Here is a 14,652-nt window from a genome sequence, read left to right as displayed (position 1 = left end):
CCGATACAACTCGACAGCGTCGCGGCGAAACTCCTCGGAGTAGTTCTTCCTCGCCATGAGTGGATCATCTCGCTTCCACCCCACCGAAGCAGGGATTGAGCGTGTCCACTACTCGGGGTCAGGTCCCGTGAGTCAGGCGACGATGTGGCGTGCCAAGGTCCGACGGGCGATGTCGAGACCGTCCCGCACCTTGTCGGGCGTACCGGACCAGACCGGGTCTTCGTGCTCCACGGAGAGCACTCCGTCGAAGCCGCCTTCGTACAAAACGTCGATCAGCCTTCGCCAATCGACCTGACCGAGGCCGGGGACTCGGTAGCGCCACCAGCCGACGTCCCACGGGTCCGACCGGTTCACGGCCCTGCCGGGATAACCGAATCGGTTGCGTAGCGCAGGGAAAATCTCGATGTCCTTGGCCTGCGCATGTGGGATCCGATCGACGTATGGGCGCACCGCCTCGATCGGGTCGATGCCCATCCAGATCAGATGCGACGGGTCGTAATTGAGGTAGAGGCCCAGGGAGAACATCCACTCCCACAGCTCGGGCGAGTACGCCAGATTGCCGGGGTAACCGTCCGGGTGCCAGCCTTCCATGACACAGTTCTCGATGATCACCTTCACTCCCCGCTCGCCGGCGTAGTCCACGATGCGGGGAAACATCTTCTCGGCCTGCCGCAGGTTGTCGGCCACCGTCGCGCCCGGATCGCGGCCGATGAAAGTACCTACCGTCGGGCATCCCACCATCGCTGCCGCGTCGATGCACGACAGCAGGTGGGTGTTGATGGAGCGGCGCTCCTGGTCGTCGGGATGCAGGTTGTTGTCGTAGAAGGCGATGGATGACAGGGTGAGACCAGTTCGCGCGAAGAGTTCCCGGGTCTGGTCGGCGTCGCGTTCGGAGAAGTCCTCGGCGCGGATATGGGTTGCCGTGAAAGGCCGATCTCCGAGCGCGGGCCAAGCGGCAACTTCCAGCGCCGAGTATCCGTTCTCGGCTGCCCACTGTGCGATCTCAGGCAGCGTGGCCTGCGGCAGGCAAGCGGTGAGCATCCCGAGTTTCACTACGCAACCTCCACCCATGATTGATCAGCTGATGAAGCGAGGACGCTCGAGGTCAAGCGGGCGGCTCGTAAACCGTCGGCAAAGGTCGGTAAGCCCTCCGGGGTGTCGCCTTTGATCGCGGCATGCACGTCGCTGATGAAGGCGTTGAAGCAGTCCTGGTAACCCTGCGGATGTCCGGCCGGAAGGACGGCATATCGGTTGGCCGGGGGTCCGAGGGTGTCCGGTCCACGGAGCACGATGACGTTGCTCGCGCGCCCGCCGATCCACAGCTGCTCAGGCATTTCCTGGTCGAAGGCCAACGAAGCCCCCTCTCCCTCGATGGAGAAGGCCAACCGATTCTTGCGTCCCAGAGAAAGCTGGCTGATCACGACCGAGCCGGCCGCCCCCTGATCGGTCGTGAACATCACTGTTGCCAGATCTTCGGTACGTACCTGGGCGCTCCCGCTCGGCGTGTCTCGCACCGGGTGCGCCGTGTGCAGCTGCGCAGTCAACCGGGTGATCCGGTGCCCGGTGGTGAACTCGACGAGATCGCACCAGTGCACGCCGATGTCGGCGAACGCGCGGGACGCACCACCGGAGATCGTGTCCACCCGCCAATTCATGTCCGTGCTGCTGGACAACCAGTCCTGCAAGTAGGAGCCGTGCACCAGATGCACCTTGCCGACAGTGCGCGAGACCCGGCGCCGAGCCTCGCGCACTGTCGGGTAGTACCGGTACGCGAACGGAACGGCAGCCACGACGCCGGCTTCGGCGGCCGCGGTAGCCAGAGTCCTGGCATCAGCCAGCGTGGTCGCCAGCGGCTTCTCGCAGATCACGTGCTTGCCCGAGCGCAGTGCCCGCAGCGCCAGCGGGAAGTGCGAGACGTTCGGCGTACAGATATGGACGAGATCGACGTCGTCCGCGTCGATCAGTTCTTCTGCCGACGCGGTCGCTGCTTCGGCAAACAGATCGGCCGCTGCTCGTTCGGCGCCTTCCGGAGTCGAGCCCGCTACCCGGCTGATGACGCCGCCACCGGCACGCACCGCATGCGCGTGGACGCGACCCATGAACCCGGCGCCGATGATGCCCGATTGGATGCGGTCTGCCACGGTTCCTCGCTTCCTGCGTGTCATTGACGATTCGGCGGCGGTATTCTGCACGTGCCGGTCGAACTTATGTTGGTCGAATGCGGAAGTCAACAGGTTCAAGCCAAAAGAATGGAGCCCATGGTGTCCCCTGTAGTTGTCGACGTCGCGGACGTGCCCTCCGCCGACAGCCTCGACGCCCTCGCTCGGGTGCTGGAGATGATCCGTCGCGGAGAGGCCCGTACCCGTCCGGAGTTGATCCAGGCCACCGGCCTGGGGCGGGCGGTCGTCTCGCAGCGAGTCGACCAGCTGACAGCGCTGGGGCTCATCGGCGAAGGGTCTCTCGGACGATCAACAGGCGGCCGCGCACCCAGAACGTTGGACTTCCGCGCCGACGCCGGGCTTCTGCTGGTCGCCGAACTCGGTGCGACAGGGCTCTCCGCCGGCCTGGCTGATCTCTCCGGCGAACTGCTGCGGTGCCAGGAGCAACCATTGGACATTGCGGACGGACCGGAAGAATGTCTGGCGCTGGTCGAATCGCTGTTCGACGAGCTGCTGCGCACCGCACCACCGAACGTGCCGGTCTGGGGTATCGGGATCGGAATCCCCGGGCCGGTCGAGTTCGCAACCGGTCACCCCATTGCGCCACCGATCATGCCGGGCTGGGACAGCTATCCCGTTCGCGAACGGTTGTCAGCACGATTCCAGGTGCCGACCTGGGTAGACAACGAGGTGAACCTGATGGCGCTCGGAGAGCTGCGAGCTGGTTTGGCGCGTGGGGTGGCCAACGTCATCTACGTCAAGATCGGAACCGGCATCGGGGCCGGCATCGTGTCCGGCGGCAAGCTCCATCGAGGTGCGCAGGGATGCGCCGGGGATATCGGCCATGTCGAGATCACCGAAGGAGAATCCATCGTGTGCCGTTGCGGCAACACGGGATGCCTCGAGGCGTTGGCCGGCGGCGGCGCGATCAGCCGTGACGGCGAGGCCGCAGCACGCGACGGCAGAAGCTCGCAGCTCGCCGAGATCCTGCAGCGTAACGGCAAGATAGTCTCCGCTGACGTCTCCGACGCTGCCCGCCGAGGTGATCCGGTCAGCTTCGAGCTCTTGGCGCGAGCGGGCCGCCTGGTGGGTGAGGTCCTGGCCACCCTGGTGAACTTCTTCAATCCCTCACTGGTGCTTCTGGGCGGTGGGGTTACCGCATCCGGCGATCTGCTGCTTGCCTCAGTGCGGGAGCACGTCTACCGGCGCTCCCTTCCGCTGGCTACCCGGGAACTACGACTGACGAGGTCACCCTTGGATCGCCGGGCCGGCATGACCGGCGCCGCGCACATGGTCACAGACGAGCTGTTCGGACTGTCGACCTTGCCGCTCTGGATCAAGCGGGGAACGCCCTCAGGCATGCCCGAATTGGCCGATGCCAGTTCTGACTACGGAGTCGCGTCTTAGGACGGGTCTATGAGCGCAGGGGTTCGCCGGCTGTCGCTGCCTCGTGACATCCGTCGGCGCCGGCCGACGCGACCCTCACGGTCGGCCCCAGCGTGGCCGGGCGCTACCGTCTGGTAGCTGCCGACAGGCAGCCAGCGACCGAAGAGGAACTCCACGATGGCCGAGAACCACCCCCCGGGACGAATCGCGAAGCGGATCGGCGCGACACTCATGATCGTCGCGGCGCTGATGGGCGTCGTGGCCACCATCGGGATCATCGCCGGAGCCGGATCGTCGCTGCTGCAGACCCTCGACGGCCCGGTCTACACCGCGCCGGCGAGCGCCACCATGACCCTCAAGCCGCACACCTACGTCATCCTCGAAGAGACCGGCAGCCGGAGCGGTGGCGGCGGCTTCACCGTCACGCACACCGGCTCGGTGACCATCAAGCCGGACGAGGTCAACGTCGCGGGTCCGACCGGCGCTCCGGTGCTCACCGGCTATCCGAACACCCACCAGACCGTGGCCCGAGGCAATGCCGTCTTCACCGGCGCCGTCTCGTTCGACGCCAAGGACGCCGGGCAGTACCGGATCACCATTCCGCGGGCGGCCGGAACCCGGTTCATCGTTGCCGAGGACATCGGCTCGTCGTTGCAATCGGTGGGTGGCTGGGCCGCGTTGGGTTTCGGCGCGCTCGCGCTGCTGGTGCTGGGCGTGATCCTGATGATCGTCGGCGCCGCTCGCCAGCGCGCCCGCGTTCCCGGCGTGCCGATGCTGGCCGGCGGCGCGGGCCAGCACGGCGCGAATCCGTACGGGAACCAGCAGTACGGCCAGCAGCCTTACGGTGCGCAGCAGCCTTACCAGTACGGGGGTGGCCACAGCGCCGGCCAGTACGGCGCCGGCCAGTACGGCGCACCGCAGCAGAATCTGCCGCCGGCCGGTTGGTATGCCGATCCGCAGGTCCCGTCCCAGTCCCGGTACTGGGACGGCAACCGCTGGGTGTGATGACGAGCCACGGGCTGCTGGACGAGCTGCGCGCCGCCGGGATGACCCGCGGTGGCTACCTGGCGATCAGCATCGCGCCCGGGCGGGGCCTGGGACTCGCCCTCGAACCGGCACTCTCACCGCAGACGCAGACGCAGACGCAGACGCAGACGCAGACCCAGGCGCTGCGGTGGGCACTGGACTCACCCGAGCCCGAAGAGCTGGTTCGAGCCATCGAGGCAGAGCTCCGGCCGCGCTGGGTGTGGTGGTCCAACGACACCGCTGCCGCGCTGGCCCGGGCCGGGGTCCGGGTCGCGACCTGCTGGGATCTGGTCGCGGTGCACCGGCTGCTGTACGGCGGCTGGCTGGTGGACCCCGCCATGATCTGGGGGCGGCTGCACGGCCTGGACGAGCGGTCGCTCCCGGGCACCGGGCAGTTGGACCTGCTCGGCAACCACGGCGACGAGGGCTCGAATCCCGAGAGCGCGGTCCGTCCTGACGGGCACCTGCGCCCGGAATGGGTCAGCGGTGGCTGGCATCGCGGCACCGTGCGGTTGGCGGAGTGGGCGGCCACCGCCGCGAGCGCGGCCGTGCTGCAGCGCCGGCAGCTGTCCGAGCAGCCGGCCGCCGGTGACGCGGAGGCGACCGCCCGGTCGGAGTCCGCCGCGGAGCTGCTGTGCGCGGAGCTGTCAGCCGACGGGTTGCCGATCGACGTCCCGCGGGCGGAGCAGCTCATCGCCTCGTTCATCGGACCGGCGCCCGGCAACGCGACCGAAGCGGCCCGTCAGCGGGAGCGACGGGATGCCGAGGTGCTCGAGTTGGTGCCGCAAGCCGACGGGATCGACCTGCGCAATCCCGCTCAGGTCAAGGTGATGCTCGCCAAGGTCGGCATCGACGTGGCCGACACCCGGTCGTGGCGGCTGAAGCACTTCCGTGGCGCGCACCCGGTCGTCGAGGCGCTGCTCACCTGGCGTAAGGCCGAGCGGATCGCCACGACGTACGGCTACGACTGGCTCGCGCGCAACGTCGGAGCGGACGGGCGGTTGCGCGGCGCCTGGAGCGGCTCTGATGGTGCAGCGGGGCGGATGACCGCCCAGGCCGGGCTGCACAACCTGCCCGCCGAGCTGCGTCCGGCCGTGGCGGCGGACTCCGGGTACGTGCTCGTCCGGGCCGACCTCGGCCAGATCGAGCCGCGGGTGCTGGCCGCGGTGTCCGGTGACCCGGCGCTGGCTCGTGCCACCCAGGACGACGACCTCTACGCCCCCGTCGCCAGCAGGCTGGGAGTGGACCGGCCGATCGCCAAGGTCGCCGTGCTCGCGGCCATGTACGGCCAGACCTCGGGTGCGGCGGGGCAGGCCTTGAAGGGCATGGAGAGTGCCTACCCGGTGGCGATGCGCTATCTGCGCGACGCGAACGACGCCGGACGGGCCGGCCGGGACGTCCGGACCTACGGCGGCCGGCTGGTGCGGATGTGGCCGACGCCCGTGGGGCTGGATGTGGAGGTCGAACGGTCACACATCGCGGCCCGCGGCCGGTACGCCCGGAACGCTGTGGTGCAGGGCGCCGCGGCGGAGCTGTTCAAGGCGTGGGCCGTGACGGTGCGCGGACGCGGCGGCCCGCTCGCCGCACAGGTCGTGCTGTGCCTGCATGACGAACTGCTGGTGCACGTGCCCGTCGAGAAGGGCGACGCGGTCCGGCAGCTGCTGGAGGACTGCCTGCAGGAGGCGGCTCGGGCCTGGGCACCTGATCGCACCGTCAGGTTCGTCGCCGATGTCAGTGTGATTCAGCGTTGGTCCGAGGCGAAGGCCTGACGCTGCTGGCCTGCCCCTAGCCTTTGGTCATGTCAAGCAGAGGCGCGTTCCGCCGGGTGGCGATGGCTGAGGCCACGTCCTGGCTGGTGTTGATCGTCGCGACGATCGTCAAGTACACGACGAAATCCCAGCTCGCGGTGCATGTGATGGGACCGATCCATGGCGCGCTGTTCATCGTCTATGTGCTGATGGCGCTGGCTCTGCGGAACCGCTTCGGGTGGAACGTCCGGGCACTGCTGATCGTCCTGGTCGACTCCGTCCTGCCGGGCGGCGGCTTCTTCGTCGCCCGGCGTCGCGAGCTGCAGGACCGCCAGCTCGCCGGCTGATCACGCTTGCCAGCTGACTGACGATGCCTGACTGGGGATGCGCTACTGGCTGGCCAGCGCCAGGACGGCCGCCCCGTGCAGCTGCGCGGTCTCGGCGAGCTCGCTGACCCGCAGCCGCAGATCCCGGACGATGCCCGGCTGGGCGAACCGGTCCAGCGACTCCCGCACTCCGGCGAGCAACGGCTCCCCCGCCAGTGAGAGCTCACCGCCGAGCACCAGCACCTCCGGGTTCAGGTTGTTGACCAGGTCGGCCAGCACCCGGCCGAGGATCCGGCCGGTGTCCGCGAGCACCCGGCTGGCCCCGGCGTCACCGGCTCGGACCAGCTCGACGACCCCGGCCATGCTGAGGACCCGGTCGTGCGCCGGCTGCATCAGGGCCAGCACCTGACTGACCGATACCACCGTCTCGAGGCAGCCGCGATTGCCACACCGGCACAACGCTCCCGCGGCGTCCACCGGCACGTGCCCGATCTCGCCCGCACGCCCGGTCGAACCCCGGTACAGCCGGCCGCCGAGCACCATCCCGGCGCCGATCCCGGTGGATACCTTGACGTAGATGACATCGGCGAAGCCTCGGGCCGCGCCACACGCGATCTCACCGAGGGCGCCCAGGTTGGCGTCGTTGTCGATGACGACCGGGAAGCCGAGAGCCGACCGCAGCTCCTCGGCCGGGTGGCGGTCCACCCAACCCGGCAGGATGTTGCCGGGCCCGACCATGCCGGTGATGCCGTTCACGGGCGCGGGCAGCCCGATGCCGGCGGCCACCACCCGGCTCCGGTCCGCGCCCAGCTGGTCGAGCAGTGCGCCGATCCGCCTGCGGGCGTGTTCGAGGGCGAGGTCGGCGGAGGAGTCGACATCCAGTGACTCCCACTCGGCGACGAGCACCCGGGACTGCGCGTCCACGATTCCGATCTGGCAGTGGCTGTGGCCGAAGTCGATCGCCACCACGAGGTCCGAACGAGGCACCGGCATCAGGCGGCGGGCTGGACGGCCGGCCCGCCGGGACAGGTTGCCGGCTGGAGTCCCCGAGCCCGGGTCCTCGCCTTCCATCACCACGCCGTCGGCCAGCAACTCGGCCACCAGGCCGGTGACGGTGCTGCGGGCAAGACCGGTCACCGCACACAACTCCGCCCGGTTGCCGGCCAGCTCGGAGCGCAACGCCGTCAGCACGCGAGCGCGGTTGTAGTCGCGGAGCGCGTCCGGAGTGCGCGGCGTGCCGTCGAGCATCGGCCCACCATAAACGTGGACTTCCGGCCGCGGCGCCGAATCGCCCATCGAATTAAGACTGATCTCAAGCCGAACATCGGTGTCAATACCGCGTAAGGCAGAGACTTCGGACTATTGACGGTCAAAATAGCGCGTCGATACGCTGCCCCCTGTCCAGCTCCCCACCCCGTCCGGCAGCAGCCGGAACGGCCCCGATGCCGTCCTCCGGCAAGGCAGATCGCCACCGCTGGCTTCTCGCTGAGCCGTGCCCGCTGCCTCTGATCCCCACCCGCTCCATCCACCTCCGAAAGGTGCATCCCCGATGCGCAGACCCACCCGAAGGCGGCGCACAGTCGCCGCCGCCGTCACCACCACGGCGCTCACCGCGTCGCTGGTCGCCGTGCTCGGTGCCGGCAACGCCGTCGCCGCGTCCGGCCCGCTTCCCCTGATCGACGACTTCGAGGGCAGCGTTCCGATCAGCGCCACCAGCCCCGGCATCTTCCCGTTCGGCAACAACGCGGCCAGCACACCTACGCTGAGCGTCACCGGGGCGGCCGACCGGCCCGGCGCGGCAGCCGGCAACCATGCCCTCGACGTCCCGTACGCCGTGACCGGCTACGGCGGCTTCAGCGACAACCATCCGACCGCTGCCGACTGGAGTGCGTACGCCGGTTTCAGCTTCTGGGTGAAGGGCACCGGTAGCGGCCAGAAGGTCGAGTACGAGATCAAGGACGGTGGCTCGGACGGTGAGCACGCCGAGCTGTGGCAGGGATTCTTCAACGACACCACCGCCGGCTGGCAGCATGTCCAGGAACCGTTCTCCAGCTTCGTCAAGCGCGGTGACTACCAGCCGTCCGGCGCCCCGTCCGACGGCGTTCTCAACCTGACCTCGATGTGGGGCTTCGCGATCAACCTGCCCGGCGCCTCGAGCGGGCACCTGGTGCTCGACGACGTCGCCCTGTACGGCAAGGCGACACCGAAGGTGAGCGTCGCGACCGGTACGTACCTGGTCGACGCGGGAAAGACGGCGGCCGTCGGAGTCGCGGTCAGCACGCCGGACGGCTCACCGCTGGCCTCCGACGTCACCGTGCATTACACGCTCGGGGGCGGGACCGCGGTCGCCGGCACTGACTACCGGGCCGGTGCTGGCACCGTCACCTTCGCCGCCGGCACCGCTTCCGGCACGGTCAAGACCATCCAGGTCGCGACCCTCGGCGGTACCTCGGCTTCGACCGCGAAGACGATTCCGGTGACCCTGACGGTGGACGGGGCGACACTCAGCGGCGCGTCTCCGGTCGTGGTCATCAACGCCCACGGCCTGCCGTACCTCGACAAGTCACTGCCTGCCGCTCAGCGGGTTGCCGACCTGATGTCGCGGATGACCCTGGCTGACAAGGTCGGCCAGATGACGCAGGCCGAGCGAGGCGCCGTGGGGAACGGCACCGACATCGCGAAGTACCGGCTCGGCTCGCTGCTCTCCGGCGGCGGCTCGGTGCCGACACCGAACACGCCGCAGGCCTGGGCCGACATGGTCGACGCCTTCCAGACGCAGGCGCTCGCCACGCCGTTGCAGATTCCGCTGATCTACGGCATCGATTCGGTACACGGTGACAACAACCTGGCCGGCGCCACGGTGTTTCCGCAGAACATCGGCATGGGTGCCACCCGCGACCCGGCGCTGACCGAGAAGGACGGCGCGATCACCGCGACCGAGACCCGGGCGACCGGCGTGCCGTGGGCGTTCTCGCCGTGCGTGTGCGTGAGCCGCGACGAGCGCTGGGGCCGGTCCTACGAATCCTTCGGTGAGGACCCGGCGCTGGTGCAGCGGATGGAAACGATCATCGACGGCCTGCAGGGACACGGAAAGCTCGCCAAGAACACCAGCGTGCTGGCCACCGCCAAGCACTTCCTCGGCGATGGCGGCACCAAGTTCGGCTCGTCCACCAGCGGGACGTACACGATCGACCAGGGCGTCACCTACGCGACCCAGCAACAGGTCGACGCGCTGTTCCTGGCGCCGTTCAAGACAGCGGTCCACAAGGGTGTCGGCACGGTGATGCCGTCCTACTCCAGCCTGCAGATCCTCGGCAAGGACGCGGCGCCGATCAAGATGCACGCCCGCGGTGACCAGATCACCGGGGTCCTGAAGAACCAGTTGGGCTTCAAGGGCTTCGTGATCAGCGACTGGCAGGGCATCGACCAGATCGGCCCTGACTACCGCAACGACGTCAAGGTCGGCGTCAACGCCGGCATCGACATGGTGATGGTTCCCTACAACTACCAGGGATTCACCGCCGACCTGACCGCCCTGAACGCCAGTGGCGACGTGACGACGGCCCGGATCAACGACGCCGTCAGCCGGATCCTGAAGCAGAAGTTCGCGCTCGGGCTGTTCGACCACCCGTTCGCCGACCGCACCAACATCGGCACCATCGGCGACGCCGCACACCGGGCCGTGGCCCGCAAGGCGGCTGCCGAGTCGCAGGTGCTGCTGAAGAACTCCGGCAGCGTGCTGCCGCTGAAGAAGAACGCCAAGGTCTACGTCGCCGGCTCCAACGCCGACAACGTGGGCAACCAGGCCGGTGGCTGGACGCTGACCTGGCAGGGCCAGTCCGGACCTATCCCCGGTGGCACCTCGATCCTGGCGGGCATGAAGCAGGACGCCCCGCGGGCCGGCATCACCTATTCCGCGACCGCCTCGGCACCGACCGCCGGTTACGACGTCGGCGTGGTCGTCGTGGGTGAGACCCCGTACGCCGAGGGCATGGGCGACGTCGGCAACAACGGCCACACGATGCAGCTGTCGGTGGCCGACCGCGACGCCGTCGACAACGTCTGCGCGGCGATGAAGTGCGTGGTGCTCGACGTGTCCGGGCGCCCGCTGGACATCACCGGCATCGTGCCGGAGGCCAAGGGTGTCGTCGCGTCCTTCCTGCCGGGCTCGGAGGGTGAGGGTGTCGCTGACGTGCTGTTCGGCCTCAAGCCGTTCACCGGCCGGTTGCCGCTGACCTGGGCCAAGGCCGAGAGCCAGCTGCCGATCAACGTCGGCGACAAGAACTACGACCCGCTGTACCCGTACGGCTGGGGCCTGCGCACGGACAGCGCCCGGACTCGGTTGCAGACCGTCCGCGACCAGCTCGAGACCAGCAAGGGCACCTCGGCAGCGGTCAAGGCACTGAACTCGGTGCTCTCGGCGAAGAACTGGAAGACCGACGGCTCGCCGCGCAACACCACGGCGATGCTTGCCTCGCTCAAGAAGGTCGGCACCGCGATGACCGGTTCCAAGTACACCTTCGCGCAGCAGAACCTGCTGGTGTCGGTGGCTCGCGACCTGGCCCAGGCCGAGATCGTCAAGCACGGCTCGGCGGCGATGACGGCGACCGCGGCACTCACCGCGGGCGCCGAGCACAGCCTGCTGATCGGTCAGCCGGCGCGGGCGATCGCGGCACTGGCGAAGGCCTACACCGTGGCCCACTCCGTCAAGGCACCGAAGACGGCGAGGGCGACCGCGCACCCGGCGGTCTGATCGTCGTCACGCGCCCCAACGGCACTCGGGCGGTCCGCATCCAGCGGGCCGCCCGAGTGCCGTTTCAGTCTGAGGTGATGGGAGAAGGCCGGGGTGGTGCATTACCGATTGCGCCATGTCGGCATCGTTGGTCCGCCAGGTGTGCTTGCCGGTCGCGGCCTCGTAGGCGGCTAGGACGAACCAACTCCGCCAGCAGGTCGCCCCTTCCGTGCTCCATCGCCCGGCGAAGCTCGTGCGCGCCACCTGCCAGTCTCCTGTTCACCTCCGCGGACGGATCTCGTCTGATCAAGTGCTGCCGGCGTGGCGCGCGGTCAGTGGACGCGGTCCTGTCGGGTGAAGGCGACTGAGTCGTAGCTGCCGATGGTGATGGTGGCGACGCCGTGCTGGTGGACGGTGACCGTCGGGCCGGAGCATGACCGGTTCACTTTGGCGCCGTGGATGATGTCGCAGTAGCTGCCAGGGTGAAGACCGGTCCGCACGGTGACTGTCTTGGCTGCGGTTTCGTTGTTGGTGCTGAAGAAGCCGCGGTCGCCGCGGCTGAACGCGACCAGGTTGGCACCGTCGTCGTACCAGTTCGCGACTTGGGCCTTGGCGACGTAGTTGTGCCATCGGACCATGTGAGCCACGCCGGTGTAGCGGTCCACGCATACCCACGTGGTGTTGTCGCAGACGGTGTTGGTGACGAGTCCGTCAGCGTTCGCCGGTGGGGAGTCGTCCGGGGTGGCCCAGGCGAAGCTGGCATACACCTGCGGGGTGCCGTGTGGCCAGGCGAGCATGAATTCGGTGGCGATGGTGTTGTTCGGGTCCTTGTAGTTCAGCGTGGAGCCGTTGCGTTCGCTGTCGTGGTTTTCGACGAACACAAGCTCTTTGTTGCTGGGCAGCAGACCGGACCGCGCGCCGAAGATTTTCAGGTCGCCGATGTTGCCGTCATTCGGCGGGCTGTTGTAGCTCTTGAACGCGTCGTGGATCTGCGAGGCGTAGTCGAAGCCGAGCAGGTCGCCGACGCCCTGGAACGCCCACGGCGAGATCCGACCCGGGCTTCCGGTGCCGACCTCCAGCGCCAGATAGGGGCGGGCGCCGTCGACGGTGTTGTGCAGCCGGGCCTCGATGGCGGCCAGGTCGGTCTGTCCGATGTGCTTGGCGGCGTCGACCCGGAACCCGGACACCCCGTAGCTGAGCAGCTTATTCAGGTAGGCCGCCAGGGTGTTGCGTACGTAGTTGGACTGGGTGCGCAGGTCGGACAGGCCCACCAGTTCACAGTTGAACACCTGGGTGTAGTCGTTGAAGTCCTGGATGCTGCCTTCCCGGTCCGCGCTGCCCGTCGTCGGTGGGACCGGGCAGTCGGCAGGGTAACTGTGGAAGTCGGCCGGGGTGTATAGCCCGGTGTAGTGGTACTTGGTGTAGCCGGCGCCGCCGTAGGAGAGATTGCCTTGGCCGGTCATATGGTTGATCACGGCGTCGGCGTAGACCTTCACCCCCGCCCGCCGGCAGGTGGCGACCATCGACTTGAACTGGGCCTCTGTGCCCATCCGGCTGGTCAGGTGGTAGTCGACGGGCTGGTACACCTCCCACCACGGGTGCAAGACAGTGCTGCCATTGCCGGTCGCTGTCCGTTTGAGGGAATCCTGCGGTGGCGCCACCTGCACACCGCCGTAGCCAGCCGGACCAAGAACGGTCCTACATTCGTTCGCTATAGACGGCCAGTTCCACTCGAACAGGTTCGCTATCACGTCGCGAGTCTGGCCACGGGAGTCAGCGGCGGCTGCCGGGATCGAAGGCGACGCTTCGGCTGACCCGAGCACTGATCCCGTCACACCAGCGGTAACCAGCGCAGCGGCTGCCGCGACGGCACGCCACCCCGCCCGGCGCCGCCCAGGCTGCGAACTCGGGGTTGGACTAGCTCCGGTCATGACGGCCTCCGTCAGGCTGAAGGGACCCATCGCACGCCAGCTCCGACGCGCAATGGAAAGATGCCCGACACACGTTAGCCTCAGCGCGCCTCCACGCATAGCCCTGCCGCAGCCCGGCAATCAGAACGATGACGAGTTCAGTTCTCCCTTCTTCGACTGATTTTGTACCGGGGTCGACGCTGGTGATGGCAAGTCAAAGGTGATCCTGCCCTGGATGACCAATTCCAAGCGATGTGACTGTGTGGCTGAGGTGATTTGACGACGAGAGTGTCCAAGCTGGCTGCGCCATGCCCACGCGCACCTGCAGGCGCTGTTGCCGTATCTGCCGTAGCAGCCGGGCTACAACAAGCGGCTGCGCAAACTCACCGCGACGATCAGCTGGCTGATCGGTGTGCTGGTCCGCGACACCAGCCTGGTCACCGAACGCCACGGCGGCCACACCCCCGCAGGAGTCATCGTCGGCGTCTGGCAACACATCCTCGCCCTCACCGCCGCCATCTGGCACAACGACAACATCGGCGCACCGATCAAGCGATCCCTGACCGCCTACGACCACTGAACCCTTGGAATCGTTCATCTAGTCGGGAGCCGTCATTTCATCGGCCGGACCGCTGATCGCGCCACGCGTCAGCTCATGATGTCGGGGTGGCCTGGTTGGTTGGTTGGGTGGTGATGCGTTCGGTGAAGGCGTCGGCTAGTCCGCGCGCGAGGTCAGCGCCTGTGCCCGGGGCGCTATTGGTGGCTGATTGGAGTGCTCCGTCGCGGGCCAGGACGGTCAGTCCGTGGGCCAGTGCCCAGCTGATGAGGGTGAGGGCCTGCGAGCCGGGCTCCGAGGGGTCACCCTGCGACGACTCGGCGACGGCGACCGCGGCGTTGAGCATGCCGATAGCTGCATGCTGAGCTTTTTCCAAGTCCGGGTCGGTGGGGTGTAGCTCGCTGGGGCGAAACATCAGGTCGAACAGCGCGGGGTTGTTGAGTCCGAAGTCGATGTAGGTATGACCGACCGCGGCAAGCGACGACGAAACCCGTGCCAGGGCGGCGGTGAGTTCAGTGAAACCTTGGATCGCGACCGCGGTGAGCAGAGCGGCCCGGTCTGCGAAGTAGTACTTCGGCGCGGCGTGGGACACCCCTGCACGGCGGGCCACGGCCCGCAGACTGATCGCCGCATGTCCACGGTCGATCAGTTCGGCGCGAGCCGCAGCCAGTAGACCCGCTCGGACGTCGCTGGCAGAGGAATTCTGTTCGGTCACAAGGTAATCCTCCGCCATCCAATTGACAGTGTCAAACAACCAGCTACATGCTTGACCCGTCTCGCTTGACAGTGTCAAACAAATGGAGGTCATC

General features: G+C 67.9%; 10 protein-coding genes and 1 pseudogene. 6 read left to right on the top strand and 5 right to left on the bottom strand.

The features are described 5' to 3' along the window. Positions 1 to 132: 132 nt before the first annotated feature. Together RM423_RS02875 and RM423_RS02870 are read right to left on the bottom strand one after the other, a co-directional pair. On the bottom strand, positions 133 to 1,053 hold the full coding sequence (locus tag RM423_RS02875; protein ID WP_311421482.1) for a sugar phosphate isomerase/epimerase family protein: 921 nt from the start codon (positions 1,051 to 1,053) through the stop codon (positions 133 to 135). After that, positions 1,053 to 2,141, bottom strand: a complete 1,089-nt coding sequence (locus RM423_RS02870) for a Gfo/Idh/MocA family protein (protein ID WP_311421481.1) — start codon at positions 2,139 to 2,141, stop codon at positions 1,053 to 1,055. Before RM423_RS02870 ends, RM423_RS02875 begins: the two co-directional genes overlap by 1 nt. 195 nt (positions 2,142 to 2,336) lie before the next feature. Here RM423_RS02870 and RM423_RS02865 point away from each other — a divergent pair, with 195 nt between their 5' ends. The 4 genes from RM423_RS02865 (at position 2,337) to RM423_RS02850 (ending at position 6,666) form a co-directional block, all read left to right on the top strand. After that, positions 2,337 to 3,566: an ROK family protein gene (locus tag RM423_RS02865; protein ID WP_396327571.1), complete on the top strand. Its 1,230-nt coding sequence runs from the start codon at positions 2,337 to 2,339 to the stop codon at positions 3,564 to 3,566. Positions 3,567 to 3,722: 156 nt separating this feature from the next. Then, positions 3,723 to 4,550, top strand: a complete 828-nt coding sequence (locus RM423_RS02860) for a DUF2510 domain-containing protein (protein WP_311421479.1) — start codon at positions 3,723 to 3,725, stop codon at positions 4,548 to 4,550. Continuing rightward, positions 4,550 to 6,340 carry a DNA polymerase gene (locus tag RM423_RS02855; protein WP_311421478.1) on the top strand — a complete coding sequence of 597 codons (1,791 nt, stop codon included), beginning with the start codon at positions 4,550 to 4,552 and terminating at the stop codon, positions 6,338 to 6,340. Before RM423_RS02860 ends, RM423_RS02855 begins: the two co-directional genes overlap by 1 nt. 29 nt (positions 6,341 to 6,369) lie before the next feature. Beyond that, positions 6,370 to 6,666 carry a DUF3817 domain-containing protein gene (locus RM423_RS02850; RefSeq protein ID WP_311421477.1) on the top strand — a complete coding sequence of 99 codons (297 nt, stop codon included), beginning with the start codon at positions 6,370 to 6,372 and terminating at the stop codon, positions 6,664 to 6,666. A gap of 42 nt (positions 6,667 to 6,708) precedes the next feature. Here RM423_RS02850 and RM423_RS02845 read toward each other — a convergent pair whose 3' ends face one another. Then, positions 6,709 to 7,893, bottom strand: coding sequence for an ROK family protein (locus RM423_RS02845; protein WP_311421476.1), 1,185 nt, complete (start codon positions 7,891 to 7,893; stop codon positions 6,709 to 6,711). Between the two features lie 301 nt (positions 7,894 to 8,194). On the opposite strand from RM423_RS02845, the gene RM423_RS02840 reads away from it, so the two are divergent. Then, positions 8,195 to 11,398, top strand: a complete 3,204-nt coding sequence (locus tag RM423_RS02840) for a glycoside hydrolase family 3 N-terminal domain-containing protein (RefSeq protein ID WP_311421475.1) — start codon at positions 8,195 to 8,197, stop codon at positions 11,396 to 11,398. A 311-nt stretch (positions 11,399 to 11,709) separates the two neighbouring features. Here RM423_RS02840 and RM423_RS02835 read toward each other — a convergent pair whose 3' ends face one another. Continuing rightward, the gene (locus RM423_RS02835; protein ID WP_311421474.1) at positions 11,710 to 13,038 is read right to left on the bottom strand and encodes an alpha-amylase; all 1,329 of its coding nucleotides are present in this window, start codon (positions 13,036 to 13,038) and stop codon (positions 11,710 to 11,712) included. A gap of 691 nt (positions 13,039 to 13,729) precedes the next feature. Between RM423_RS02835 and RM423_RS02830 the strand changes: the two are divergent. Further along, positions 13,730 to 13,867: pseudogene (locus tag RM423_RS02830) on the top strand (IS982 family transposase); the annotation flags it as partial. A gap of 73 nt (positions 13,868 to 13,940) precedes the next feature. Here the strand turns inward: RM423_RS02830 and RM423_RS02825 are convergent. Next, positions 13,941 to 14,558 carry a TetR/AcrR family transcriptional regulator gene (locus RM423_RS02825; protein WP_311421473.1) on the bottom strand — a complete coding sequence of 206 codons (618 nt, stop codon included), beginning with the start codon at positions 14,556 to 14,558 and terminating at the stop codon, positions 13,941 to 13,943. Between the last annotated feature and the right edge of the window lie 94 nt (positions 14,559 to 14,652).

It is taken from the genome of Jatrophihabitans lederbergiae (assembly GCF_031845305.1).
Classification (GTDB): domain Bacteria; phylum Actinomycetota; class Actinomycetes; order Mycobacteriales; family Jatrophihabitantaceae; genus Jatrophihabitans_A; species Jatrophihabitans_A lederbergiae.
The sequence above is the reverse complement of the archived record's forward strand: the minus strand, read 5'-3'. Positions and strand labels throughout refer to the sequence as shown.